Origin of the sequence: Sulfoacidibacillus thermotolerans (genome assembly GCF_003144315.1) — a bacterium.
GTDB lineage: Bacteria > Bacillota > Bacilli > Alicyclobacillales > SLC66 > Sulfoacidibacillus > Sulfoacidibacillus thermotolerans.
Genome location: NZ_MPDK01000002.1, coordinates 85,977 through 111,725 on the forward strand (window position 1 = coordinate 85,977; position 25,749 = coordinate 111,725).

The 25,749-nt window shown below is 46.1% G+C and carries 26 protein-coding genes; 5 read left to right on the top strand and 21 right to left on the bottom strand.

The features are described from left to right. Window positions 1-119 precede the first annotated feature (119 nt). Entirely contained in the window at window positions 120-1,091 is a 972-nt protein-coding gene (locus tag BM613_RS00840; protein ID WP_181362801.1) for an ABC transporter ATP-binding protein, read from the top strand. Window positions 1,092-1,165: 74 nt separating this feature from the next. On the opposite strand, the gene lipA is transcribed toward BM613_RS00840, so the two are convergent. The 9 genes from lipA to moaC all read right to left on the bottom strand — a co-directional run bounded on the left by lipA (window position 1,166) and on the right by moaC (window position 11,224). Next, the gene (gene lipA, locus BM613_RS00845) at window positions 1,166-2,083 is read right to left on the bottom strand and encodes a lipoyl synthase (protein WP_109429270.1); all 918 of its coding nucleotides are present in this window, start codon (window positions 2,081-2,083) and stop codon (window positions 1,166-1,168) included. Window positions 2,084-2,128: 45 nt separating this feature from the next. Next, a complete protein-coding gene (locus BM613_RS00850; protein ID WP_109429271.1) occupies window positions 2,129-3,499 on the bottom strand; it encodes a dihydrolipoamide acetyltransferase family protein in 1,371 nt (456 codons plus the stop codon). 37 nt (window positions 3,500-3,536) lie between these two features. Then, the gene (locus tag BM613_RS00855; protein WP_109429272.1) at window positions 3,537-4,520 is read right to left on the bottom strand and encodes an alpha-ketoacid dehydrogenase subunit beta; all 984 of its coding nucleotides are present in this window, start codon (window positions 4,518-4,520) and stop codon (window positions 3,537-3,539) included. 12 nt (window positions 4,521-4,532) lie between these two features. Further along, on the bottom strand, window positions 4,533-5,525 hold the full coding sequence (locus BM613_RS00860; protein WP_109429584.1) for a thiamine pyrophosphate-dependent dehydrogenase E1 component subunit alpha: 993 nt from the start codon (window positions 5,523-5,525) through the stop codon (window positions 4,533-4,535). A 50-nt stretch (window positions 5,526-5,575) separates the two neighbouring features. Beyond that, the gene (lpdA, locus tag BM613_RS00865) at window positions 5,576-6,994 is read right to left on the bottom strand and encodes a dihydrolipoyl dehydrogenase (protein ID WP_109429273.1); all 1,419 of its coding nucleotides are present in this window, start codon (window positions 6,992-6,994) and stop codon (window positions 5,576-5,578) included. A gap of 98 nt (window positions 6,995-7,092) precedes the next feature. Next, a complete protein-coding gene (locus BM613_RS00870) occupies window positions 7,093-8,193 on the bottom strand; it encodes a Glu/Leu/Phe/Val family dehydrogenase (RefSeq protein ID WP_281267810.1) in 1,101 nt (366 codons plus the stop codon). 219 nt (window positions 8,194-8,412) lie between these two features. Then, the gene (locus BM613_RS00880; RefSeq protein ID WP_281267799.1) at window positions 8,413-10,131 is read right to left on the bottom strand and encodes a sigma-54 interaction domain-containing protein; all 1,719 of its coding nucleotides are present in this window, start codon (window positions 10,129-10,131) and stop codon (window positions 8,413-8,415) included. A 69-nt stretch (window positions 10,132-10,200) separates the two neighbouring features. After that, entirely contained in the window at window positions 10,201-10,707 is a 507-nt protein-coding gene (locus BM613_RS00885; RefSeq protein WP_245926186.1) for a MogA/MoaB family molybdenum cofactor biosynthesis protein, read from the bottom strand. 10 nt (window positions 10,708-10,717) lie between these two features. Continuing rightward, on the bottom strand, window positions 10,718-11,224 hold the full coding sequence (moaC, locus tag BM613_RS00890; RefSeq protein ID WP_109429276.1) for a cyclic pyranopterin monophosphate synthase MoaC: 507 nt from the start codon (window positions 11,222-11,224) through the stop codon (window positions 10,718-10,720). Window positions 11,225-11,368: 144 nt separating this feature from the next. Here moaC and BM613_RS00895 point away from each other — a divergent pair, with 144 nt between their 5' ends. Beyond that, window positions 11,369-12,082, top strand: a complete 714-nt coding sequence (locus tag BM613_RS00895) for a molybdenum cofactor biosynthesis protein (RefSeq protein WP_181362802.1) — start codon at window positions 11,369-11,371, stop codon at window positions 12,080-12,082. Between the two features lie 42 nt (window positions 12,083-12,124). Here BM613_RS00895 and BM613_RS00900 read toward each other — a convergent pair whose 3' ends face one another. Both BM613_RS00900 and BM613_RS00905 read right to left on the bottom strand, forming a co-directional pair. Next, window positions 12,125-12,304, bottom strand: coding sequence for a hypothetical protein (locus tag BM613_RS00900; protein WP_109429278.1), 180 nt, complete (start codon window positions 12,302-12,304; stop codon window positions 12,125-12,127). 64 nt (window positions 12,305-12,368) lie between these two features. Continuing rightward, window positions 12,369-13,754, bottom strand: a complete 1,386-nt coding sequence (locus tag BM613_RS00905) for a hypothetical protein (RefSeq protein ID WP_181362803.1) — start codon at window positions 13,752-13,754, stop codon at window positions 12,369-12,371. 53 nt (window positions 13,755-13,807) lie between these two features. On the opposite strand from BM613_RS00905, the gene BM613_RS00910 reads away from it, so the two are divergent. Beyond that, entirely contained in the window at window positions 13,808-15,133 is a 1,326-nt protein-coding gene (locus BM613_RS00910; protein WP_181362804.1) for a glycosyl hydrolase family 18 protein, read from the top strand. 61 nt (window positions 15,134-15,194) lie between these two features. Here the strand turns inward: BM613_RS00910 and BM613_RS00915 are convergent, their stop codons facing one another. The 8 genes from BM613_RS00915 to BM613_RS00950 all read right to left on the bottom strand — a co-directional run bounded on the left by BM613_RS00915 (window position 15,195) and on the right by BM613_RS00950 (window position 22,903). Beyond that, window positions 15,195-16,529, bottom strand: coding sequence for an FGGY-family carbohydrate kinase (locus BM613_RS00915; RefSeq protein ID WP_109429281.1), 1,335 nt, complete (start codon window positions 16,527-16,529; stop codon window positions 15,195-15,197). 35 nt (window positions 16,530-16,564) lie between these two features. Then, complete coding sequence (locus tag BM613_RS00920; protein ID WP_281267800.1) at window positions 16,565-17,233, bottom strand: metal-dependent transcriptional regulator; 669 nt, start codon at window positions 17,231-17,233, stop codon at window positions 16,565-16,567. Window positions 17,234-17,346: 113 nt separating this feature from the next. Beyond that, the gene (locus BM613_RS00925; protein WP_146192739.1) at window positions 17,347-18,384 is read right to left on the bottom strand and encodes an iron-containing redox enzyme family protein; all 1,038 of its coding nucleotides are present in this window, start codon (window positions 18,382-18,384) and stop codon (window positions 17,347-17,349) included. 81 nt (window positions 18,385-18,465) lie between these two features. After that, window positions 18,466-19,413 carry an HAD family hydrolase gene (locus BM613_RS00930; RefSeq protein WP_109429284.1) on the bottom strand — a complete coding sequence of 316 codons (948 nt, stop codon included), beginning with the start codon at window positions 19,411-19,413 and terminating at the stop codon, window positions 18,466-18,468. Next, a complete protein-coding gene (locus tag BM613_RS00935; RefSeq protein ID WP_109429285.1) occupies window positions 19,406-20,005 on the bottom strand; it encodes an imidazoleglycerol-phosphate dehydratase in 600 nt (199 codons plus the stop codon). Before BM613_RS00935 ends, BM613_RS00930 begins: the two co-directional genes overlap by 8 nt. 219 nt (window positions 20,006-20,224) lie before the next feature. Beyond that, on the bottom strand, window positions 20,225-21,532 hold the full coding sequence (gene hisD / locus BM613_RS00940) for a histidinol dehydrogenase (RefSeq protein ID WP_109429286.1): 1,308 nt from the start codon (window positions 21,530-21,532) through the stop codon (window positions 20,225-20,227). An 85-nt stretch (window positions 21,533-21,617) separates the two neighbouring features. Next, window positions 21,618-22,019, bottom strand: a complete 402-nt coding sequence (locus tag BM613_RS00945; RefSeq protein WP_109429587.1) for a hotdog fold thioesterase — start codon at window positions 22,017-22,019, stop codon at window positions 21,618-21,620. Window positions 22,020-22,021: 2 nt separating this feature from the next. After that, entirely contained in the window at window positions 22,022-22,903 is an 882-nt protein-coding gene (locus tag BM613_RS00950; RefSeq protein ID WP_109429287.1) for a selenium metabolism-associated LysR family transcriptional regulator, read from the bottom strand. Between the two features lie 152 nt (window positions 22,904-23,055). Here BM613_RS00950 and BM613_RS00955 point away from each other — a divergent pair, with 152 nt between their 5' ends. After that, complete coding sequence (locus BM613_RS00955; RefSeq protein WP_219930605.1) at window positions 23,056-23,820, top strand: SDR family NAD(P)-dependent oxidoreductase; 765 nt, start codon at window positions 23,056-23,058, stop codon at window positions 23,818-23,820. A 147-nt stretch (window positions 23,821-23,967) separates the two neighbouring features. Here the strand turns inward: BM613_RS00955 and BM613_RS00960 are convergent, their stop codons facing one another. After that, window positions 23,968-24,327 carry an ArsR/SmtB family transcription factor gene (locus BM613_RS00960; RefSeq protein ID WP_109429288.1) on the bottom strand — a complete coding sequence of 120 codons (360 nt, stop codon included), beginning with the start codon at window positions 24,325-24,327 and terminating at the stop codon, window positions 23,968-23,970. Window positions 24,328-24,478: 151 nt separating this feature from the next. Next, window positions 24,479-24,910 (bottom strand): MaoC/PaaZ C-terminal domain-containing protein, encoded by a 432-nt coding sequence (locus BM613_RS00965; RefSeq protein ID WP_109429289.1) that lies wholly within the window; start codon window positions 24,908-24,910, stop codon window positions 24,479-24,481. Between the two features lie 441 nt (window positions 24,911-25,351). On the opposite strand from BM613_RS00965, the gene BM613_RS00970 reads away from it, so the two are divergent. Next, on the top strand, window positions 25,352-25,747 hold the full coding sequence (locus tag BM613_RS00970; protein ID WP_109429290.1) for a hypothetical protein: 396 nt from the start codon (window positions 25,352-25,354) through the stop codon (window positions 25,745-25,747). Window positions 25,748-25,749: the final 2 nt, after the last annotated feature.

The following is a 25,749-nucleotide window of genomic DNA, read 5'->3' on the forward strand; positions in this document are numbered from 1 at the left end:
TGTGTTTTTTCCACAGACAATTGCTTTCTTTATTCGACAACATAGACCAACCCATGCTACGATTTAGTTGGCCAAGCACTACAAATCAGCAACTCTAATCAGTGAAAGGATGTACCCTATTGCTGCAGTTAGATCTCACCTTGCAAAGGAAGCTCTTTGCCATTAAGCTACAAATCGAATTGCCCCTTGGGCGCATCTACGGTTTGTTTGGCCCTTCAGCAGCTGGAAAATCAAGTATACTTAGTGCAATTGCTGGCTTTGAAACTCAAGCAAAAGGGCGAATCGCTCTGGGGAACCGCATTTTTCTCGATACAAACGCATTGGCATATCGGTACCTTCCACCTTGGCAGCGAGAGATCGGTTTTGTGGAACAAAAGGCAAATTTATTCCCACATCTAACAGTTCGGGAGAATATTCAGCTAGGCCTAAAAACAAAATGGTCTTCTTGGCATGAAGATTTAATCGATCGGTTACAACTAAGAACCTACCTGCATGTAAAACCTGAATTTTTATCAGGAGGACTTGCACAACGCGTCGCTTTAGCGCGAGCATTCTCCAGAAAACCTCGACTCTTACTGCTTGATGAACCTCTGTCTGCTCTTGACTGGGAGACTCGGACAATGTTGCAAAATGAGATCTTGGTTCTTTTACACGAAATCGATTGCACCACACTTCTCGTCACACACCAACTAAGTGAGGCACAAAAGTTGTGTGATCAAATTGCAGTCATTGATCGCGGTCGCCTGTTGCAAATGGGATCACCGCAAGATTTAATGGATACCCCTCATACACCGAGGGTGGCTCAATTGCTTGGGTATAAACACTTTTTACAAATGTCTGAACTTCCCCCGCCTCACAATTCTATCGCAATTCACCCTGATCGAGTTGTATTAGGAAGCTATCCTGATCAGGGAATATGTTTGCATGGAACCGCAGGGGCGATCGCTTTACAAGATGGACAAAGACGAATTGCCATTACCCTCTCTGGGAATGGCGAGGTGATCGATGTATTGCTGTCGCCATTAGAAACGATCATCCCCGGACAGCAAGTGACTCTAACGGTTATTCATCCGCCGTCCTTTGCTTCCTAGACGCACTGTTTTTCAGATCTAAAGAGAGGCCATCTTCCTATCGGCCTCTCTGTGATCCATTCATGTATATAGTGCTATACAGGTTTACCCATAACTCCACTCGCCTGTTCGTGTGCATGGTAGGAACTGCGTACAAGCGGACCAGATTCTACATGTTTGAAGCCACGGCGCAATCCTTCTTGCTTAAGGTCAGCAAACTCTTCCGGGGTATAATATTTTTCAACGCGAAGGTGTTTGCGTGTGGGTTGCAGATATTGCCCGATCGTCACAATCGAGACTCCTACACTTCTTAAATCATCTAACGTCGCTAAAATCTCCTCCCACGTTTCTCCGACCCCTACCATGATGCTTGACTTTGTGGGAACACTCGGTTGCATTTCAAGCGCACGTTGCAACAATTCTAATGTCCGGTCATATTTGGCCCTTGAACGAACGCGATCCGAGAGCCGTCGCACAGTTTCGATATTGTGATTTAAAATATCCGGTCGCTCATCCATAACCACTTGCAACGCATCCCAATTCCCCATGAAATCTGGAATTAACACTTCAACCGTACACTCAGGTCGCGCTTTTCGCACCTCGCGAATAGAAGCCGCAAAAATCGAAGCTCCTCCATCATCGAGATCATCACGCGCAACAGAGGTAATGACGACGTGCCGCAATCCCATTTGCACAACTGCCTCTGCCAAGCGCTTCGGTTCTTCAAGATCGAGCTCTGTAGGCTTGCCCGACGTCACTGCACAAAACCGACAAGCGCGCGTACAGATGCTTCCGAGAATCATAAAAGTAGCTGTGCGATGAAACCAACACTCATAGATATTTGGGCATTTCGCCTCTTCACAGACTGTATGCAGCTTACCTTGGCGCATAATTTGCTTTAGATCTTTAAACTCTTCATTCGTCTTTAACTGCACTTTTAACCACTCGGGACGGCGCAATGGGCGAGTTTCCTCATCCTGCATTGGAGTGACTGATTGATTGACCTGAGTCATGTGCGATCCTTCTCTCTTTAGAACTTCACGAATCGCCCCTTACCTTTAGTAGAGACTTGTAGATTCGTTTAGCCCTTCGAGCCGCTGTTTGATGGAACGCAAAAATTGTCCAGCTACCCATCCATCTAAAATGCGGTGATCGAGGCTTAAACATAAGTTTACCATTGAACGAATCGCAATACTATCATCATCACGCACAATGGGCCGACGTACGATCGATTCGACAGATAAAATGGCTGCTTGTGGTGCATTTATGATCGGTTGAGAAAGAATAGATCCAAACGCCCCAGTATTATTTACTGTAAAAGTACCATCTTGTACATCTTGTATGGTTAACTTTCCACTGCGAGCACGACGTGCCAAATCTGCGACCGCTCCAGCTATACCAAGAATGCTTAGGCGGTCCGCATGACGAATGACTGGTACGACCAGCGCATTGTCGGTAGCAACTGCAATAGAAATATGAATATCTTTTTTCAAAATGATCTTATCGTCAGCCCATGTAGAATTCATAATAGGAAACTCTTTAAGCGCTTCGACAGTTGACCTGATAAAAAAAGGCAGATACGTAAGGTCAATTCCCTCGCGTTGCTTAAATTCTGCTTTATGGCGTTCACGCAAACGCACAAGCGGAGTCACATCCACTTCGACCATCATCCAGGCATGTGGCGCTTGATGTTTGCTTTGCACCATCCGTGAAGCAATCGTTTTGCGCACAGCAGATACTGGAATCCACTCCTCATTGTCAGGCGCCTGTATAGATGTAGATGTGGTTTCTGTATTTTGTGTGGCAGATGCGCTTACAGTCGCAGATTCTGGTGTATTTTGTGTTGCCATTGTAGAAGCCACTGTGGGTGCAGTTTGCATAGATGACGAAGGATTTGCATGCATGGAAGCGGATTGTGTATAACCAAGAACATCTTTTCGTGTAACACGACCCGCGATCCCTGTACCTTTCACTTTTGACAAATCAATTCCGCGCTCTTGGGCCAATTTTAAGACGGCAGGAGAATAGCGCACTTGTGTAGGCGCTGCACTCTGTGAAAAAGCAACTGCTTCAGCCCCTGTTTCCGCTTTCATTGCACTTTCCTGTGGCGCCGATGCAATCCCATTGGAAACGATTTGTGTGCTTGATTTTATGCTTTCAGGAGATGCTGACGATGCTTGCGCGGATCCACTCCCCGCTTCCTCGATCACTGCAATCGGTACTCCGACTTTCACTGTCTCGTTCTCTTGTACCAGAATTGCTGTCAAAACACCTTCAAAATCAGAGGGGATTTCAGCACTCACTTTATCCGTTACCACTTCAACAAGCGGTTCATATTTATAGACCTGTTCGCCAACTTGTTTTAACCATTTACCCAGTGTACCTTCTGTTACACTCTCGCCTAACTTGGGCATTTTCACTTCTGCCATAACACTTCAAACCTCCTTTGTTGCTCCTGCACTACACTTAAAAAGCAGCTAATTTACGCATTGCCTGTGCAATTTTTTCGCTGTTGACCATATAAAAACGCTCTTGTGGAGGGTTAAATGGCATCGCCGGAATATCTGGTCCACATAAGCGCGCAATTGGTGCATCAAGATCAAATAATGCCTCTTCTGCAATGATAGCAGACACTTCTGCTCCCACTCCGCCCGTCTTATTATCCTCGTGAACGATCAAAACTTTCCCGGTTTTTTTAGCGGCCGCAAGAATGGCCTCACGATCGAGTGGAGAAACCGTACGCAAGTCTAATAATTCAATCGAGACCCCTTCTTTTTCAAGCTCGCGAGCAGCTTCTTCTGCATAATGCACCATTAAGCCATAAGTAATGACCGTAAGGTCTTCTCCTTCACGCACGAGGCGTGCTTTCCCGATAGGAACCGTGTAATCACCATCAGGAACATCGTCTTTCACCCAGCGATAGAGTGCCTTATGTTCAAAAAACAACACTGGGTCTGGATCGCGAATAGCACTGAGTAACAAACCCTTGGCATCAGCAGCTGTAGCTGGCATCACTACTTTTAAGCCTGGCACATGGTGAAACAACGCTTCTACACTTTGCGAATGGTACAATGCACCATGAACGCCGCCGCCATAGGGAGCGCGTACGACAAGTGGGCAACTCCAATCGTTATTTGAACGATAGCGCATTTTAGCCGCTTCACTAATAATCTGATTTACAGCAGGTAAGATAAAGTCAGCAAATTGAATTTCCGCTACTGGTTTCAAACCATATGCAGCTGCGCCAATTGCTACGCCAACAATCGCCGATTCAGCGAGTGGTGCATCAATCACCCGCATTTCCCCAAACTCCTCGATCAAACCTTGTGTGACGCGAAAAACACCCCCGCGTACACCGACGTCTTCACCTACCACGAACACTCCTTGATCGCGGCGCATCTCTTCTTGAAGCGCATCGTGAATCGAATCAATATACAATTTGACCGTCATGTCGCTCTCCCCTTATTCTGCAAAAACATAGCGTAATGCTTGCTCTGGCTCAGGATACGGAGCTTGCTCTGCATATGCAGTTGCAGCATTAATATCTGCCGTCACCTCATCGCGCAAAGCACGCTCACTCTCCTCCGTCAATACACCGCAAGCTAGCAGATAGTCGCGGAAACTGAAAATTGGATCCTGTCGCTTCGCTTCTTCCAATTCCTCTTTCGAACGATACGTCCGATCATCGTCATCACTCGAATGGGGATTTAAACGATCTACCATTGCTTCGACAAGACTTGGTCCCTCTCCATTAAGTGCCCGTGTCACAGCCTCCTGCATCGCTTGATAGACAGCGAGTGGATCATTGCCATCTACCGTAACGCCTGGAAACCCATATCCTGCCGCCCGATCAGAAACTCGTTCACAAGCTAATTCTTTACGTAAGGGAACTGAAATCGCATATTTGTTGTTTTCACAAAAAAAGACGACCGGAAGATGATGCACGCCAGCAAAATTAGCAGCTTCATGAAAATCACCTTGGTTGCTTGATCCCTCACCAAAAGAAGTATAAGCGACCAAACGATCTCCCTTCATCTTCGCAGCCAACGCAATCCCAACCGCATGCGGAATTTGTGTCGATACCGGACTCGAACCAGTGACGATATGATGTTCACGAGATCCAAAATGACCGGGCATTTGACGGCCGCCACTGTTTGGATCTTCACTTTTTGCAAAAGCACTAAGCATAACATCTTTAGCTGTTTGCCCAAATACTAAAACTACTCCTAAATCACGGTAGTATGGCAACACGTAGTCACGCAGCGGATTTAGTGCAAATGCAGCACCAATTTGTGCAGCTTCTTGACCTTTGCAAGAAACGACAAAAGGAACTTTTCCCGCGCGATTTAAAAGCCACATTCTTTCATCGAGACCCCGTGTCAGTACCATGTAACGATACATCTTGATGACATCTTGATCGGTTAGGCCTAACTTTTCATGCCGCTTTTCGGTCATCGCTTTGACCCCCAAACTTTGTGCGTTCAAATTGCATTACCTCCCCTGACCTAACTGTGAATCGCTCGCCCATCAAGTGCGAGTGCAGCTTCCCCAAGCGCTTCTGTAAGTGTCGGATGAGGGTGAATGGTCTGGCCAATCTCAAAAGGAGCAGCATCTAACACATGCGCGAGTGCAGCTTCAGAGATCAGATCCGTCACGTGTGGGCCCACCATATGCACCCCGAGCAAATCATTCGTTTCCTGATCGCCTATGATCTTGACAAATCCATCTGCTTCGCCGTATACAAGTGCCTTGCCAATCGCTTTAAAGGGAAATTTTGCGGTTTTAACTGTATACCCTTGTTCTCTTGCTTGTGCCTCAGTCAAGCCAACACTTGCTACTTCTGGCCGGCCATACGTACAACGAGCAATGTTTGCATAGTTGAGCGGATCAGGATGTTCCCCTGCAATCGCTTCCATTGCGAGAATCCCCTCATGCGCAGCTACGTGAGCTAACTGCATGCCGCCAATGACATCCCCAATCGCATAAATATTTTTTTCCGCTGTGCGCATCGTAGCATCGACTACAATCGCTCCACGCTCAATCTTAATTTGTGTCGCCTCAAGACCAATATCGTCAATGCGTGGTTCTCTTCCGATTGCAACAAGCATCATCTCTGCCGTAAGTACTTGCTCTGACCCCTCTTTATTCACGCGGATCGCGATGCCATTACCTTCTACACGATATGAACTCGGATCAATTGCAGCGCCTGTCAGAATCGCAACTTTGCGCTTTTTCAAAAGCCTTGTCATCTCTGCAGAAATCTCTTCGTCCTCTTGTACAAGAATGCGCGGCAATGCCTCTACAATCGTCACTTGCACACCAAAATCTGCTAGCATCGAGGCCCATTCCACACCAATTGCTCCGCCACCCACAATGATCGCAGAAGCTGGAAGTGTAGTAAGTTGCAAAGCTTCATCGGAAGAGAGAACGCGAACCCCATCAAAAGGTAGACCAGGAAGCACACGCGGGCGTGAGCCCGTAGCGATAATCGTCGCCTTTGGCGATAAAATTTCAGAATCTCCATCCGGTCGTTCAACTCGAACCGCTCCTGCCATCGGAGAAAAAATTGAAGGTCCCATAATACGGCCATATCCTTCAATCACCGTAATGTGATTCTTTTTCATCAAATATTGAATGCCTTTATGCAACTGCTCGACAATTTGGGCTTTGCGTGCCATGGCTTTCCCCAAATCAAATCGCAAGTCACTGGTAGCAATGCCAAATACGTCCCCCTCTTTGACCGTCGCGAAAAGCTCTGCAGATCGCAACAACGCTTTTGAAGGAATACAACCTTGATGAAGACATGTGCCGCCTAGTTTCCCCTGCTCTACGACAGCCACGCGCAATCCAAGTTGAGCTCCCCGAATTGCGGCAACATAGCCACCTGTACCGCCGCCTAATACGACGACATCAAATGTTTCCACTTCACTACACCTACCTTTAAGAACTCCAGAAAACGCATTTTTAGTAGATGCTCTGGAGTTCTATTTCATAGATAAAAAGCAAGTTCCTTTATTTTCGTTTAATCACGATGAATCAAAGACCGAGAGACGGGTAAAAACGTGCTGCGCACCTGTTGCATCGCTGCAATGCGCGCTTCAGCCATATGATTGGCCGCTTGATAGGTAGGGATGTTGCGCTCCTTAGAAATGCGATAAATTTCTCGCATGATCTCATAAATACCTTCAACTTTCTTTTGAGCGCGCTCAGCTTGATAACCTTCGAGTTCATCTGCGACGTTAATCAAACCGCCTGAATTAATTACATAATCAGGCGCATAAAGAATCCCCATCTCGTGTAGTTTATCGCCATGACGATCTTCCGCCAGCTGATTATTCGCAGATCCAGCGACAATTTGGCACTTTAACTGTGTGATGGTCTCATCTGAAATGACAGCACCAAGTGCACACGGTGCGAAAATATCGCATTTAACGCTCGCAATCTCAGAAGGTGCTACTGCAGTTGCACCTAGCTCATCCATTGCGCGCTTTACCGTTTCTTCTGAGATATCTGTGACGATCAAGTTTGCACCCACAGCCTTTAGACGGCGCGCGACATCATAACCTACATTCCCCAATCCTTGAACTGCTACGGTTTTTCCTGCAAGATCATCCGAACCGTATACTTCGCGCGCAGAGGCTTGAATTCCACGAAAAACCCCCAATGCCGTAACCGGGCTCGGATCTCCAGAACTCCCATACGCTTTAGATACTCCGGTCACATAGCGTGTTTCTTGATGGATAATATCCATATCCGCTACCGAAGTTCCGACGTCTTCTGCCGTAATATAACGGCCATGCAATCCTTCAATATAACGACCTAACGCTCGAAATAGCGCTTCACTCTTATCTGTTTTCGGATTGCCAATGACTACCGTTTTGCCGCCGCCAAGGTTCAAGCCGGCTGCTGCCGCTTTATATGTCATGCCTCGCGCTAAACGCAGTGCATCAGTAATAGCGGCCTCTTCGTTGGCGTAAGTCCACATTCGACAGCCACCAAGTGCAGGGCCGAGCGTTGTATCATGAATGGCTATAATCGCTTTCAAACCAGATGTACGTTCTTGACAAAATACAACTTGTTCATAATCATATTTTTCCAGCGTCTCAAAGATCGGCATGCTGATTCCTCCTAAAATATACGTGGATCCATATTCCTCATGGAGAGATAAGCAAGATGCTTGCCACGTAAAACGGATCGATGGTGAGTAGAAAGTAACTCATTTGTCTGCAAAAAGTTGCATTACCCTGCAAAGTTTTGCATGCTAATTCTTGCGCACTTGATCCCTGCAACAGAAAATAAACCTCTTCCTCACCATGACCATTTTTCCCATCCTCCATGCATCCTATTTCACAGAATCTGCAAGACCAAGACGCTCCAATTTATAATAGAGTGATCGGACAGAGATCCCCAAGAGTCGCGCTGCTTCTGTTTTATTGTCATGAGTTGCAGCGATGGCGGTCACTAGCGCATTGCGCTCCGCCTCGCGAATGACGTCTGCGAGCGGAGCGATTGTAGCTTTTCCTGGCAATCCACGCTGTATACCAATAGACATGGGAGAGTCAGGCAAATCAATTTGTTTGAGCTCAATCGTGCTTTCCTGATACTGCGCCTGTATCATTGCCCGCCCAATCACATTTTCTAGTTCACGCACATTTCCCGGCCAATCATAAGCACACAATCGCGCTAAGGCATCTTCACTAATTTTCTTTACACTACGACCAAAATCGTGGTTAAAACGTTCGATTAACATCTGTGTAAGTAATGGAATATCCTCAACGCGGTGACGCAACGGCGGAATTACAATCGGCAGTACATTTAAGCGATAATACAGATCCTCGCGAAACTTTCCTTGACTAATCGCTTGTTCTAAATTGACGTGAGTTGCTGCAATCACGCGAACATTGACTGCAGTTGCAGCGCTTGCTCCTACACGCACAATTTCTCGCTCCTGTAATACACGCAGCAGTTTGGCTTGTGTATTCATGGATAGTTCGGCAATTTCATCAAGAAAGATTGTCCCATCTGTCGCTTCTTCAAACAATCCTTTTTTACCGCCTTTGCGCGCTCCTGTAAAAGCTCCCTCCACATAGCCGAATAATTCACTCTCGAGTAAATTTTCATTGATCGCGGCACAATTTACTCGAACAAATTGATTGTATTTTCGATCACTCGCATTATGAATTGCATGTGCAAACAACTCTTTACCACACCCAGATTCTCCGCGCAGTAAGACTGTGGCTTTCGTTTGTGCCGCTTGTTTTGCTGCCGCAATCGCCGCTGTCATCGCCACGCTACGTCCTACAATATCTTCAAAAGTATACTTTGCTTCTAGTTTGCGAATGCGTTTGCGCGCGCGCTCTAACTCTTCTGATAATACCCGCATCTCAGATACATCATGAATGACAGCGACGCTGCCTTTTAACTCATCGCCTACTAAAATGGGTGCAACATTGACAATCACATCCCGTCCTTTGTGACCCACTTTCATCTTCGCATTGCGGACTGCTTGCCGCGTTTGTAACACTTTTAAATGCACACTTTCCCCTTCGGCAATATCAACTTCCGCTGATTTACCAATGACATCCTCTGGCTCAAGACCTGTCAAACGCGTGTAAGCCGGATTAATTAAAATTCCGATGCCATTTGCATCAACGACAGAAATCGCATCTTGGGTGGAATGAATAATGGCGTGGAGTAACGTCTGAATTTCACGTAGATTGGTGACTTCGGCTGCTAAATCGCGAACTTCATTGACCGTTCGAAACACAGCAATCGCCGCAACCGCACGGCCATTTTGATCAAAAACGGGAACGCGATTCGTAATAATTTCGTTTGCACCGAGTGACTGCACCTGATTGAGTTCTGGTTCACCCGTCTGTAAGACGATGTGCAAACGGGTATTTGGAATCGTCTCTTGTGCGAGAGTGCCGATCGCCTTGCTTGCATCGATCCCTGTCAGGCGTTCGGCCGAAGAGTTAAACAAGGTAATCCGCCCTGTCGCGTCAACGGCAATCATTGCATCATGAGCTGCATCAAGCAGCGTAGTGAGTTCACTTGTCACGACTCGATCACACCTCTTTGCCAATCGTTGTCCATACTCGATGCCAACTGAGCGGCTATATTTTTTTTGTTATTTGGTGTGGTCATAAGCAGGAAGAGTCAATACGCGAAGTGCATGGGTTAACGTGTCAATAATCGCCTGCAAAGATTCGACAGCCCCCTCGGGATTTCCTGGCAGGTTGATAATGAGTGAACTCTCACAAGTTCCAGCAACCGCACGCGATAAGAGTGCAAAACGCGTTTTAGCAAGTCCTTGACGGCGCATCTCTTCGGCAAGTCCGGGAACTTCACGTTCTATAACTTGCCGAGTAGCCTCTGGTGTGACATCGCGCGAACTGAGACCTGTGCCACCAGTCGTGAGGATCAGGGGAATTTTGAGACCCACAAGTTCACGTAACGCAGCCTCGATTGCCGCTTGTTCATCCGGGAGAAGAATTTGCGAAACGACTTCAAACCCCGCATCAATCACTGCTTTCGTCACAGCAGGTCCCCCTTTATCGATGCGCTCTCCACGATAAGAACTGTCACTTACAGTAACCACAGCAACTTGAAACATCGCTTGTCTTCCTTTTTCCATACGCATTCCCTCACTCTTCTGATTGGCGCACGAACAACCCACTTTGACCGCCGCTTTTTTCCATTAATCCAATAAAACGAATGGTCATCGCCCGATCGATTGCCTTGCACATATCATAAACTGTTAAGGCTGAAATTGAAGCCGCCGTAAGAGCCTCCATTTCCACTCCAGTTGATCCAAAGGTGCGAACTTCAGCCTCTATACGTAAGGTCGTGGGGTCGAGGAAGGAAAAAAGCAGATCGACACCCGTTAAAGGGAGCGGATGACATAAAGGAATCATGTCAGATGTTTTTTTAGCTGCCATTATTCCAGCGACTTGAGCGACAGCAAGCACATCTCCTTTTTTGATCCCCCCTTCTTTAATCCGTACGAGCGTCGCTTCAGACATCTCGATTTCTGCTCGCGCAATTGCACGCCTCTCAGTCGGCGCCTTATTTATGACATCGACCATGTGCGCTCGCCCCTGATCGTTTATATGGGTCAATTGCAGATTTGTGTTGTTCTCCTTTTCGTTCATAAGTCACCTCGCGCTCCAGTGTACTCGCTCACTTGATAATTCCGCAAATCTGTCGTTTGTCTCTATGTTATAATGATCCAAAGTACAGGATTGTACAAGATTTGACCTTTACAACCGTTGAGCGGACGAATTGAGGCGGATAGGGTGAAAATTCAGATTCAGTTGTTTGCTTCCGTTGCAGAACATGCAGGCGTGTCAAATGTTACTGTCGAGATCGCGAAAACTTCTGAGCAAATTACAATTGCAGATGTGAAAACGGCGTTACAAAACCAATTCCCACGACTTCATGAATTACTTGATCGCTGCTGGTTTGCAATTGGCGATGATTACGCCCACCTCGACAAAAGCGTAAAATCGGGAGACGTCATCGCGGTCATTCCTCCAGTAAGCGGAGGACTCGCAAAACAGAGTACAGACTCAGCGGTACGCATTGTGCGTGAAACGCTCTCCCCAGCAGAAATGTATCAATATGTCGCCCGCAGTGCAGCGGGTGCTATCGTCGTATTTGCAGGAACCGTACGCGAATTTACAAAAGGGAGACAAACCAACTATCTCGAGTATGAAGCTTATGACCAAATGGCTCTACGACAAATGCAAAAGATAGTCGATGACAGTGAAGCGCGTTATCAAGGGGCTAAAATGGCAATCTGGCATCGCGTAGGGACACTTCAATTAGAAGAGATTAGCGTTTTGATTGGCGTCTCGACTCCCCACCGCAAAGATGCTTTTCGTGCGGCAGAAGAAGCAATTACGATACTAAAAAGAACAGTGCCAATTTGGAAGAAAGAGTTCTACGCAGATGGGGAAGTGGAATGGGTAGGACCTGAGGGGGTCTGGGATCCAACACAACAGTCGTAAGCGATTTCATAGAGGGCGCAGGCAAAAACTTGCCTGCCCTTTTTACTGCTCGTCATCATCTTCAAGCAGTCGAGGAGAAAGTTTATGCGTCCCGCCTTTCTGGCGGATCGAATGGGAGATGGCGAGGAACGGATCTTCGTTCGAATGTGCTGTTTTTCGCAACAATTCTTCCGCATCTCTCGCACTAGAGGGCTGCGATAAAGGCTTATGCCCCTCGGCCACAGAGTACACCCCTTATAAGTCGAATCAGGACGATGAACTTCTTATGAATATATGTACGATTTTACTACGTTGATAAGCCAAGTTCTAGTCCTTCAGATGAATTTTCTTCACAACTCTCATTCTCCTCTTGGTGCTCCGCTTTTTCGTGCACGCGCATTGATGTGCGCAAAGACCAATCAACAATGTGCCACATGCGCTCTGAATAAGCCGCAAGCAAACGATCCAACTCGTCGCTTGGCAAAACAAGGATATTAAACTGGTCCGCACACTGTAAAAATTGTGCATCAACACGTCCAAGGGCGAGCACGATGGCGCGATCGGCCTGCTCAAGTGCCATGTGCGCATAAACGTGATCTACTACCCCTTCCTCTACTCGCCCACTATCACTCACAAAACCGACTTGAAAAAGAATTCGTTGATCTCCCGAAGAAGCTACAAAATACCCATCTTTTTCCGCTTGTGCACGATAAGCTAATGAATTTTTTGCGCTTAGGAAAATCTCTTGTAGCCATCGCACACAAGCTGACACATCATTTTTTGCCAAATGCTGCAAGGTTTCGACCGTAACAACCGATGAAGTAACTGTCCACGCCTCAGATGCAAACTCAGTTTGTGACTGCATCGGTTGTACGAGATGAGACTCAAGTAAGATCGCTCGTCGGTTGCTTAAAACGGCTTCATGCGCCTCCTGGACTGCTTGATTGACAACCGCATGCATGGATAGAAAGCGTCCTGCTTTGACAAAGCGCCTCATTTCCTGAACACTCCATGCCTTCGCGAGTAGTTCTGCAAATAATTCACGATAGAAGAGAGTGGGGCCACCGTCTTGTTTTTCACATTCACGCTCCCAGATCGAAAAGCGCAAACACACAGCAGAGAAATCTTCGGCAGTTTGCAATCTTTTGCCTTGAATCACCTCTTTTTCGATGCGATTCTGATAATATCGGTGTACTTCGCGATTAGCGAGCAAAACAAGAACAAAAATATCGATGGTCTTTCCAAGATGACGCTTCGCTACGATCGCAAGATCTTGCCACGGCGCCGGAATTTCTTCCCTTTTTAATGACAGTGTGCTGCTGCGCAAAAGCCGTGTAAGATTCACTTCGTCAAATTCTCCAAGTTGAAATGGAATGTATAAATAACGTGGATATTTCCGTGCAAAACGCTGACAAAGTAAAAGAATCTCCTCGTTTTCAACGAGTAATCGGTGAATTCTCCACTGAATTGGCCACTTTTTTATATATAAAGTCAACCATGTAATAAATGGTGAACCTTGTACTTCATCCATCAGGGCAAACCAACTAATCGTAAATAATCCAAATCCGACCGTTACGACTGCAGATTCCTTAAACCACAGCCCACCAACGCACAACATCAGGCTAAACAACCACAGTTGCATCATATTGACAACGTCCCCTTTCTCCATTCGCACAGTTCTTACAACCCTCATAGATTCATAGAATGAGAAGAAAGCACGGATTTTGCAAAGTGAGGGTTAGAAACATGCAGAAATTACATGTGGGACAGAGCACCTCCAAACTTGTAGCACGAGTGATTTTTATCGGAACATTCCTGTTTGGATTGATGATCGCAATTGCGATATATGGTAGTTCGCAATTTGTAAAACTCACCGTTTCGAGTGAATATGCGCTTTCTACATGGTTGACATCTTCTGCAATCGAACAAATTGCTCCTACGCCACTTCCTTCACCTGTCGATCTGACGTACGCATTTACGTGGCTGTCATTGGAAGGCGTACCTTTACACTTTCCTCTTCCTACACAGAACACCAAATCCCTCTTTACTAAAGCTTTGCCCACGATCTCGTGGAATAATCTCGTCGCTCATGTGACAAAAAATATCTCTGTCTCTTCGCGCCTAACGGTGGGCTGGACACTTGACAGCAGCAATCAAACGGTAGAACAAGCACTCACAGCAAGCCCTGGATTAAGCGTCATCGCCCCCAAATGCCTTCACGTCGATGGAATAAATGGTGCAATTGCCGGATCTATTCCAAAAGCCGCCGTTACACTAGCGCATAAAAAAGGGGTACAATTTTGGGCTGTTGTAGATAACGGATTTAATGGACCACTTAGCCATAAGATTTTAGCCTACAACGATCAACAAAACATGCTCATTGCTCATCTCGTTGAACTTGCACAACAGTCACAAATTAATGGAATCAACCTCGATTTTGAAGGATTATTACCTGAAGATCGATGGAACTTTACCGATTTTGTAGACAAGTTAGCTGCAGCTCTTCATGCTAAACACATGCTGCTCTCTGTCGACTTACCGCCTGATATTCTCCCAGGCGATAATACAGGTGCATATAACCACCGAGAACTTGCAAAATCCGTCAACTACATCGTTTTAATGGGATATGACGAATATTGGGGAGGAGATCAAGTTGCGGGTCCGACCGCTTCTTTGCCGTGGGTCAAGCAGTCGGTACAAGATATGCTGGAAACAGGAGTACCAAGAGCGAAACTCATTTTAGGTGTTCCTTTTTATACACAAGATTGGACACTAAATAAAAATGACTCTGTTCTCTCCAGTGTCGCGCTCTCCCTCTGGCAAACGCGCTCAATCCTTGCAACGACACATGCCAAACAACAATGGAACGCAAAGCTTGGACTGCACGTCGCCTCTTTTACTGAGAATGGGATCAAACATGAAATATGGGTGGAAGACAAGCGTTCCTTGCTGCTCTTTGCCGATCTCGTCAGTGAACAGCATCTAGCGGGTGCTGCTGCATGGTACTTAGGATTAGAAACGGAGAGCACGTGGAGAGCACTCGTAGACACTGTACATTCAAACATCGCATGACGGTCGCTCAAAGAAACGTGAACTTGTTTGATTCGAGCAAGAAAGGATCGGCCTGCTCTTGCTATGTAGCCTCATAAACGCGTGATGAGATATGCTGTGTCAACCATTCAAAAATCTTTGTGCGATCCCAGTGATTTGCCCCCATTCCTGCTAGAAAAGCAATACCAAGCGACCCTGTATCTTCACTGCGCACATACAAAGGAACGTTTGCCACGGTTGTTTGTAAAGTATAAATCCACTCATTACCAAATCCGGTGTGATCGGTGTATAACCGATAAATCGTTTTCCCAGTAAGGCGATTCATTTCCTGAACAGCATCAGATACGGCAGTCACAATCGCTCTGAGTGCAGCAACATAGATTTCCTCAAGCGTTGTTGTCGGACCTATCCCCGCAATGACTGCACGATGTGACGACTGAGAAGCGAGTGTAAGGGTTACTTGCTCATCATGCAATAACAGATCCGCTCTACGCTTTAGTGTCTCCTCATTCGGGAAGGAGAAAGGGATGTTTTGCAACCACTGCAAAATAGTATTTTGAGACTCAAACTTTGCAAGAAGTAGCGCATGGAGTGTCGTTACATTCGGAGCATCGACTTTAAGCGGTAAAAATGTCGTCGCAGATTTGTTCACTGCTTGTACATCCTGTGCGGAACAAAGAGTGATAAATCCTCCATCAAAATCATAGCTCACAAAAGCCTCGTGCTCATCAGCAAGTCCTGCGCCAAACAGTGTGCTCACAGAAGTGGTTGCCACGGCAGTAATCGGTACCGGAATTCCACCAAGAAACGGAGCTGCGACTTGACCCACTCGAGAGGCACAGGTTACAGATTTTGCAAGTCGAATCGAAGTATCTAACGGTAAGAACCCTGCGCCTGCATCTTTAGGTGAAGTGGCATCGCCCAGTAGACGATGACTAGAAGCAATGACATGGTGGGCGCCGTGCGACAAATTCCATATCAACCAGCTTTCAATGCCGCCAAGTAACACGGTGGATCCTTCGCGGATTTTTGCCTCACCTGTTTTTGCCTCAAGAATCCATGTTCGTACCAAGGGTTCTATGTCTTTTGTAAAATCTTTTGCATGAAAAGGTAAAAAGCGAACGGGGCCCAGCGGGCTTCCCGAGTTTTCATCCCACAACACAACTGCGTCTTCTGGTGCCGCAATACCGACTCCGATCAGTTCGTGTGGCAAAATGCACGCTTTGCGTAAAGCGGAATCAAGCAACAAAATCAAACTACTAAGTAGATCATCTGGATGAAGAACAGCTAAATCATCTCTCCCACCAGCAAATTCCCGGCGCGCAACGCCGATTGTTCTTCCGTGCTCGTCATAAACAAGAGCAGATAACACGGAGCCCTTATAGACGATCGATAAAACATATGCGGTTGAGTTCAACCGTTTCGACTCCCTTCACCCGTAACTCCAAAATGTTACTCATTAGCAACGACACTAACCATAATTCGCTCTGCTACATCTCGTGTCAATTCTACGGTTTTCCCCTGCAAACTGACAGCAAGTTTCGCCTCTTTGGGATTGTTGGTTATAATCGATACCTTCTGACCAGGCAAAAAACCATGACTCTGCAACTCGCGCAAAAGTTCAACATTCTCTTCCGCCTGTTCAAATATCCGAACGATTTCTAGCGTATTCGAAGGAGACCATGTCGAGAGTGGAAATGCTTGTAATACATTGCTGTTTGATCCTGGAATAGCATTTCCATGTGGACATGTCGTTGGAAAATGTAGCATTTCGTCCAATTTCTCTTCCACAATAGGCGATAGACAATGACCTAAGCGACTAGCTTCAAGGTGAGCTGTACCCCAATCTAACTGTAAAACATCACACAAAAAACGTTCTAAGAGACGATGACGTCGCAAGGATGCGTTGGCTTGTTGTTGACCGCGAGCAGATAAAAAAATCTCTTTCCCCTCATGAATTTCAACAAGGCCTGCTGCTACAAGACGCTTCATCATCTGAGTCACTGTGGGACGAGAGACTTTTAGATATTCAGCCAGACGCGCTGCAATGACAACAACCCCTTCAGCACTCAAAATCGCAATCGCTTCAAGATATGTGTCTACCGCATAGTTCCTTTTCACAGATACCTCCACTTTACTTTTGTGATTGACCTCTCAAACTCCTCTCTATCTTATCGAAAATCCGCGCCTATCGCGATAGGCGCGGATCATAGAATCGTGAGATTCCAATTCTTCTATACGTTTGACTGTAAAAAGCGATGGAGTTGTGCATCACAATAGTCTGCCGACGTTTGTAGCCGCAACAGAAATCCCTGTGCAATTTCTACGGGGGCTCTTCGATCATAAAGAGCAAGCGGCTTTATAATTCGATCAAATAGGCCCTCTGCATGCCCTACATCCGCGTCGATGTGTTCTGTCAAATAACCAAGTTGATCGCGCTTCATTCCATGTCGTGTGCAAGCAGACACAAGTTGTTCACAGCGTTTGGGAGCATTCAATTCAAATGCAGCTAAATATCCCGCTAGACGCCAGGTGTGACGGCGATCATACGCCATACCCAGTTGAATATTACTACACGCGAGTGCTTCTGTTGTCGGTTGTGTCATGACTTTTTCGTTTTTTCCACAAAAACCCAATACATAGTCGCTCGTTTGTTCAAATAAAGTCGTATGCACGCGATCAGGATCTCCGTGCCCCATTTCATCCGCAAAATTTTCAGCATACTCATCTTTTGCCGGACCATCAAGCCCAATTTGCGCTAGAGCGATCAGATCATCAAAACGCGCATCGACACTCCCCTCTTGGTAAAAAAAAGATTTGACATCCACGAGAGGAGCCTCATCGCATAAATATGAAAAAACGGGATGATTGGAAGCAATATGATATTCATTTACTTCTTTCAAATATTGTACAAGTGCATCTGGATTTTCCGGAACGGGGTCTACATCTAATTCGCGCAGACGGGTCAACTCATGACCAAAATAGCGTTCCCACAAAATTTTGCGCAGTTCAAAAGCAACACGCGACAATTGGTTGCGCGCAAGCCAAGTGTGCGGTTTCGCACTATGCATGGCAAACAGTTCAGACAACGCTAGGTGAAATTCGGCGCGCAACGCTTCATTGTGTGGGAAAAAAGCGAGATCACAAAGCGTATGCGCCCGTGCAAATAAATTCCACGTTGTCGTGGCATCGGCACTATCTAATTCAGAGATCGCATGCAGTTTGGCGTAGAGTGATGAATCCTCCTCCTGATGTACATATGAATACTCCAAACGCAGCCCTCGCTTCCGTGTGATTTCTATCAGCACATCATACGCAGGCAAACGTAAAGTTAGACCCCTATTCTGTCGAATTTACACGAACAGACTTGTAATCTCCGCAACCGACTGCACGACCTTTACGTCCTCTAATGGAGCCACAGCGTGAAATGACGCTTTAGAACCAATACCAATAAAATGAAATCCAGCAGCATGCGCAGCCAACCAATCTGCTGGCGAGTCACCTATAACGTAAACTTGTTCTATAGGAAAATCGAATGCAATACTTGCATACGTGTATGGATGCGGCTTGGCTCGCGAATATGGCGCAACGCCTAACGCTTTTTCATAAGCAAATACTTCATCAGAAGTACAGATGCGCAAAGGATCAAAAAAAGTAAGCAACTCGTGCTGAGCTAATGGAGAAAGCGCTTCATGGCGCGGACGTCCAGTGCCAATTCCAAATGTAAAAAACTTACTATGAAGGGATTGAAAGAGTTGATAGAGCGTGCTGCGATCGCACAACAAGCGCTCTTGGGCAACCATACCCATTTGCAAGGAAGGCTCTTTTGCAGTCGCATCCCCCAAATAAAACCGTTGAAAACGCATCTTCACTTCCTCAAAAAGTGGATGTGCATATCGTTGCAGAGGTAACACGTTTTCCATTTGCTGAATGTGGTATAGGAATTCTTGCCCTGATCCAGGGATGGATTCAAAAAGCGCCAACAAATCATTTGCTAAGTTTACCGTATTCTGGCGATTAACTGCTAACGTTCCGAGCAACACGGTCCCTACATATGCTTTATCCCAATTGCTATTTAAAGCTCGCCTACGCATCGCTTGAATAAGGGCATGCGAAAATACTAGTGAACGCAATGTCTGTGCCTGACTTAAGAGTGTGCCACTCTGTTGCATACGATCGGACCATTGCGGGAAAAACAGAGGTAAAAATGAACCAATCGTCAGCGCAGCTGTATCGAGATACCCCTCTTCAGACAACAAAACTCCATCAAGATCGAAAAGCAAAAGGCGTTTTTTACTCATATCGCTCTTCAATTTCAAACCGAATGTCGCCTGCCACTCCCGCCGTCATCTGCGCTCGCCATTCGCGTTCCATAAGTGCCTCATACAAAGCCATTCCAAAAGCACGAAAAATCGCTTCCCAAATATGATGGCCATGTCCTTGACGACCTTTTAATACATCAACATGCAACGTACACTGCGCACCTTGCACAAAGCCTTCAAAAAATGCGACTAAATCTTCACTGCACATTCCTTCCATTTGTTCGGGAAGTTCCACATTTTCGCGCGTAAAATCGAAATATGCGCGGTTCTCAAAGGAGATGACAGCGCGCGCGAGGGATTCATCAATGACTCCATACGCAGATCCATAACCTACAATGCCATTTGCAGCATTACGTTCGACGTATTCTTTGACTGCTCGACCTAATGTGATCCCAACATCTTCTGTAATGACGTGAACTAAATCGAAATGATCGAGTTGTACAGTAAGAGTAATATTCATTTGACCACGCCAAGCAACATGTTCCAACATATGATTAAAAAATGGAAGTGGAGAAGCAAGTTTTTGTTTCGCATCTGGATCACGTGGCCCGCGATCTAAAGTGATCTCCATGCTGGATTCCCGTGTACTTCTTACTACGCGGATCTGTTTGTGTTTCAAAATCAGTAAACCCGGTTCAAAAAACCCACCCTACTGACGGTTAGGTTTTTTAGCTCTTGCAAGCCCGCAGTCTAAAAAAAACAGTGTTTAAAAAGTATTTGACCGCGAAACCAGGCTCCCCTCCTTTCCCTAGTAAGGTTTTTTCGGTTACACTCTTGTGCTCTACTCACTTTACTTCAAACGTTTGCGAAGAGCCTGTCCATGTGTTTCAAATCCTTCCACATCAGCCATTGCAATGGCGTGTGGCGCAATACGCTGCAATGCAGTTTCACTCACATACCCGATCGAAGATCGCTTCATAAAATCGTGCAACGAGACTGAGGAAATCGTTCGCGCACTACGCCCTGTTGGCAAGATGGCATTAGGTCCTAATAAAAAGTTGCACAGGGTAATTGGCGTATGCTCACCTAGTAAGATCTCCCCAGCATGGACAATGCGAGGAAGAACAGAAAAAGGATCTTTGACCATAACTTCTAAATGTTCAGGTGCATATGCATTCACAAAATCAACCGACTGTGCAAAGTCATTGGTAATGACAATTCCTCCATAACGTCGCAAAACTTCTAACACAAACGCACGTCTTGTCGGACTTTCAATGGCCTCTACCAATTCTTGAACGTAAGATGCTACAGCATCCGCCAGTTGCTCACTCTCGGTGACAAGCAAAGCAGCGCTATCTGGACCATGTTCAGCCTCTATGAGTAAATCTAAGGCGGCCTTATACGGATCTGCCGATTCATCAGCTAAAATGATGGATTCACTCGGACCAGCCGGAATCCCTGGATCAATCACTCCCATCAGCAAACGCTTTGCCGCGGTAACATATGGATTGCCCGGCCCAATAATCTTTGCACATTTTGGAATTGTCTCTGTGCCGTAAGCTGCTGCTGCAACTGCCTGTGCTCCCCCAACTTTATAAACTTCCTGAATGCCAAGCAGGTGTGCAACAAATAAGATCGCGGGGTCTACTTTTCCTTGCGGATTCGGTGGAGTTAAAACGACGATCCTTGGCACACCCACAACGACAGCCGGAGTGCCAAGCATGAGCAAAACAGATGGAAAGCTACCCTTGCCGCGCGGAACATAAAGAGCGACATCACTAATGGGTGTCACTTTTTCTCCTGCTAAGATTCCTTCATCAACTTCCATCATCCACATAGGTTCAGGCTTTTGTGCCTCGTGAAAATTCCGTATATTTTTAGCTGCATAGCGAAGCGCCTCTGCAACATTTGGAGCTACTTGTGTAATGCCAAAAGCAAACTCTTGCTCACTCACACGCATGTCCGAAGCCGCAAGACGTACTCCATCAAATTGCTCTGTATATTTTAGAACGGCTGCGTCCTTCTGTGCTTTGACATCTGCACAAATTTCAGCGACGATTGGCATTTGCTCTGAAACATCCGTGCTAGCGCGCAACAAAATGCGCGCCTTCATCTCATCATCTGCTGTTTGCCAATAAATTCGGTTGATTTCGATCACAATCGCACCTCAGTCTTGCTTTAGTATATTAGTATACTAAAGGATTTGCCTCACTTTGTCTAGTTGTAAATGGAGAGTCTGTCTCCTATCGTTGCTTTGGCACAATTGCCACTGTACACCGTGAGACGCACACAAGACGCTCTTGCTCATCGCGAATCCGAATATCCCACACATGCGTCGTTCGCCCTCTATGCAAAGGTGTTGCAGTTGCTACGACATATCCTTCATGCACCGAACGGATATGATTCGCATTGATTTCAAGCCCAACAGCAACTTGTGTCGCTTGATCGATTTGATACCATGAACCCACACTCGCGACAGTTTCTGCAAGTGCCACAGATGCCCCTCCGTGCAACATTCCCGCTGGTTGATGTGTGCGATGATCAACAGGCATACGAGCGATCACAAGTTCTGGTTCAAGCGTCAAGAGCTCGATGCCAAGCCACTCAATCATCGTATTTTCAGTCATGCGTTTTTTTTCAGTCATGTTCACCTATTCCTTTCCTCTTGAAAAATTGTAATCATTGACTGCCAAAAAGCATCAATCAGTAAATCTGTACGACGAGCTTTGGGCACAACAAGATAAAATGTACGTTGAATCGGCAAAGCGAATATCTTTTTAATCTTTGCCCGCTCCACGGCAAGTGAGGAGACAAACGCATATCCTAGCCCCCCCTCAACCATTGCAAGTTGTGTGGTCGTATCTTCAACGTGCGCAATGTAGCGCAATTCTCTTGCCTGGATGCCATAGTGCTCAAGAATAGCTGTTTCCACAGCGCGCTTTGTTCCTGAAGTCGATGTCCGACCGATTAGAGGAATGCGCAATAAATCTTGTGGTCCAAGCATTTCATTGGCACTAGGGGGGCCAATTAAAAAAATTTCATCTTGATAAATCGGCTCACTCCTCCAGTCTGCACCTTCTGGAACCATCCCAACAAATGCGAGATCGATGCTACCCTGACTGAGCGCTGCCATAATATCTGCAGAAGATTGCACGCGAATCGAAAGATCGACATGAGGGTATTGCTCTCGAAATGACAACAATCCTCTCGGAAGCAAATGCGCACCAGGAATTGTACTCGCGCCAATGTGCAACAATCCTGTAATCTCTGCATCAAAACTAGAACAAGCGTGCACAAGCTCCTCCCATTGCGAAAGCAAGTGCTTGCCCACTTGATAGGCAAGTACTCCTGCTTCAGTCAATTTTACGCTCGATTGCTCACGATACAAAAGCGTAACACCTAATTCTTGTTCTAGTGTCTTAATTTGTTTACTCACAGCCGGTTGTGTCAACCCAAGCTTGATCGCAGCTTCAGAAAAACTGCTCCGATCCGCAACCTCAATTAATGCGAGAAAGCGTTTTAAATTCATTATAATATCTCCTCACAGTAATCGCGCATCCAGAACTCGTTACACTTATGATATCATGAAATATAGACTTGTCATCGCTTGCCTGCTTGCGTATGAAGAGTTCGTTTCTACTCTCATAGATTTGATCTCGAGATAAGAAAAGGGTGAAAAAAATGAAGAAAGTGGCCATGATCACTGGCGCAAGCGGTGGAATTGGAAAAGCTACCGCATTGCAACTGGCTGACGCAGGTTTCGATCTGGCGCTAGGCGCTCGGAATCTAGAAAAATTAGCTGAAGTTGCAAAAATTGCTCGCGACAAGGGAGCGGATGTCTATATGAACGCATTAGACGTACGCAACTTGGAGAGTGCAACACAATTTGTCGACGAGGCAAAAGAGCATTTTGGCCACATTGACATCCTGGTAAATAATGCAGGATTAGCCCTTGGAACAACCAAAATCGCTGAACAAACCGATGAGACCGAGTGGCAAACTATGATTGACACAAACGTCATGGGACTTTTGCGAATGACGCGTTTGGTCGTACCTCTGATGATAGAAAATGGCTATGGTCATGTGGTAAATCTCGGTTCTACAGCTGGACATGATGCGTATGCAGGAGGATCTGTTTACTGTGCAACAAAATTTGGTGAGCGCGCAATCTCTACCGCTTTACGCCATGAATTGCTCGGTTACCCTATTCGCGTCACCTCAGTAGATCCTGGAATGGTGGAAACTGACTTTAGTGTAGTTCGATATCAGGGAGATAAACAAAAAGCAGAGCAAGTATATGAGGGGATGATTCCGCTTACTGCAGAAGATATTGCCGATATCATTGTCTTTGCCGTCACGCGTAAACCGCACGTCGATCTCGACACAATCATCGTACGACCAACTGATCAGGCGGGCAATGGACTCGTACACCGACGTCAAAAGTGAAAAAGAAAAGCTAAGCAGTTCTTTGGTCGCGCGCATGGGATACTATGCGCGCCATTTTACCGACATGAAATACAAACCCAAGAGGAGCGCATCCCCCGCTTTAATCTCGGATTCAAGAAAATGGTTCTCATCCTCGAGAAACCCCAGTTACATTCGAGTGCAAGAGTGAATGTTTTGTGCATTCTCTGCCACAATTTGTTTTGCTAAAGCGATCATCTGCCGCACACGCTCATCAGTAATGCGATAAACAACAAATTTACCCTGTTGTGTGGAGCTTACATACCCACACCATTTTAAACAGGCGAGTTGATTAGAAATTTGACTTTGTGACACTCCTAAGCGCTCCACCAATTGACTAACATTCATATCTGCAGTAAGCAGTGCCTCGACGATGCGCAGACGAGTCGCGTTGGCCAATCCCTGAAAGAATTTCGCATAGATTTCCGCTGAGGGAGACGAGGTTTCAGCCGTATTTACTCCATCGATCGAGAAAAATAATTCATCCATATGGCTGGCTCCTTTTACGGATCGTCATAAAATCCTATACACATGATATTATAATTTTTTAATGTACCGTCAAGCGGTGACACCTCTGGTCACCGCTTTAAATCACTAGCACACTCTGTTTTCAATCCTTGAAAGTGTCGACGTTTGCACCCTATGCACGATTTAACAGAAGTTTGAACTCAGCGCGAATGACGGTCTCACCTGTTTGTTTCAAAATATTGTGCTTGGTTGTCACGACTCCTTGTCGCTCCCCACGATCTTGTACGTCTATCACCGTCTCCTCAACATGAATTGTATCTCCGATAAAAGTGGGCGTTGTAAAACGCAGGTGATCGATGCCATAAAAGGCCGCAATAACCCCAGGTTCAAAATGTAAAAGTCCCGTAGAAATGGATAGTACAAGCATGCCATGAGCAATGCGTCGACCAAACTGCGTTGTGCGCGCATACTCTTCATCCATATGTAAAGAAAAAAAATCACCGCTAAGTCCGGCAAATGAAACTACATCTGACTCGGTGATCGTCCGGCCAAAAGACGTCCATGTATCTCCGATCGTATACTCCCCATATGGTTTGTAAAACATCTGATCGTTCCTCCTTTTGAACCTACTTACTTCGTATCTTATCACGAAGGCCGTTCCTCCTCTAGAGCCACTCCGCATGATAAATAGGCACTTTCCCCCTGTGATTCGCCTTTGCGACACGCTTTACGCAAGCGTATAGTGCACAGTACGACGGAAGCAAAGTGCTGTCAAAACGTCGTGCCGACTTAAAAACCATCTCAGTTTAGGGGGAGTCACCATGGGTGCTTTTGGTGGATATACCACGTGGGCCATCGTCTTTTTGATCATCTTCGTCTTATTCTTCCTCTTTGTTCCAGGATCGGGTTACAGTGCCTAAGCATGCCTTTCACAAAACACCTAGAGCCGTATCTAACGGCTCTAGAGGGTACATAAGACGTCTTAGCAGAAATGTAACAATTTATCGTTTTCGTTGTGTTATACTACAGACATGGAGGTGTTGCCATGAAGTGGTTAGAAAAATCAACTTCACTCATTCGCTTTATACGCCCAGCAATTGTAGTGGTTATCGTTTTACTGATTTCTCTCGGTTTAGTTGATTTTGTCATTCGTTGGTCGATCTTGATCTTTCATCCAGTTCTCATATTTTCGGATTTTTACTCCATTGTTGATGACCTGTTCTCATTGCTGTTGCTATATGAAGTCTTAGATCTATTACGGAGTCTCTCCCCCATTCGCCTCTTAGATTTACTCCTAACGATTTTTGCGCGAAAATTGCTCTTGTCTACAGGCAATCCGTCACTCTCCCAATACATGTGGGTGTTTGCGATCGTCTTTTTACTACGCATACTCTGGGTAAAACTCGGAGTTGAAAAATCTAAATCTGATCCCCATCCTTAATT

Bases quoted from the DNA above. Each gene is read 5' to 3' on its own strand.
- lipA (WP_109429270.1), bottom strand. From the start codon at position 2,083: ATGACTCAGGTCAATCAATCAGTCACTCCAATGCAGGATGAGGAAACT.
- BM613_RS00850 (WP_109429271.1), bottom strand. From the start codon at position 3,499: ATGGCAGAAGTGAAAATGCCCAAGTTAGGCGAGAGTGTAACAGAAGGT.
- BM613_RS00855 (WP_109429272.1), bottom strand. From the start codon at position 4,520: ATGACGGTCAAATTGTATATTGATTCGATTCACGATGCGCTTCAAGAA.
- BM613_RS00860 (WP_109429584.1), bottom strand. From the start codon at position 5,525: ATGACCGAAAAGCGGCATGAAAAGTTAGGCCTAACCGATCAAGATGTC.
- BM613_RS00885 (WP_245926186.1), bottom strand. From the start codon at position 10,707: ATGGAAAAAGGAAGACAAGCGATGTTTCAAGTTGCTGTGGTTACTGTA.
- moaC (WP_109429276.1), bottom strand. From the start codon at position 11,224: ATGAACGAAAAGGAGAACAACACAAATCTGCAATTGACCCATATAAAC.
- BM613_RS00905 (WP_181362803.1), bottom strand. From the start codon at position 13,754: ATGAGGGTTGTAAGAACTGTGCGAATGGAGAAAGGGGACGTTGTCAAT.
- BM613_RS00910 (WP_181362804.1), top strand. From the start codon at position 13,808: ATGCAGAAATTACATGTGGGACAGAGCACCTCCAAACTTGTAGCACGA.
- BM613_RS00930 (WP_109429284.1), bottom strand. From the start codon at position 19,413: ATGAGTAAAAAACGCCTTTTGCTTTTCGATCTTGATGGAGTTTTGTTG.
- BM613_RS00935 (WP_109429285.1), bottom strand. From the start codon at position 20,005: ATGGAGATCACTTTAGATCGCGGGCCACGTGATCCAGATGCGAAACAA.
- BM613_RS00945 (WP_109429587.1), bottom strand. From the start codon at position 22,019: ATGACTGAAAAAAAACGCATGACTGAAAATACGATGATTGAGTGGCTT.
- BM613_RS00950 (WP_109429287.1), bottom strand. From the start codon at position 22,903: ATGAATTTAAAACGCTTTCTCGCATTAATTGAGGTTGCGGATCGGAGC.
- BM613_RS00955 (WP_219930605.1), top strand. From the start codon at position 23,056: ATGAAGAAAGTGGCCATGATCACTGGCGCAAGCGGTGGAATTGGAAAA.
- BM613_RS00960 (WP_109429288.1), bottom strand. From the start codon at position 24,327: ATGGATGAATTATTTTTCTCGATCGATGGAGTAAATACGGCTGAAACC.
- BM613_RS00965 (WP_109429289.1), bottom strand. From the start codon at position 24,910: ATGTTTTACAAACCATATGGGGAGTATACGATCGGAGATACATGGACG.
- BM613_RS00970 (WP_109429290.1), top strand. From the start codon at position 25,352: ATGAAGTGGTTAGAAAAATCAACTTCACTCATTCGCTTTATACGCCCA.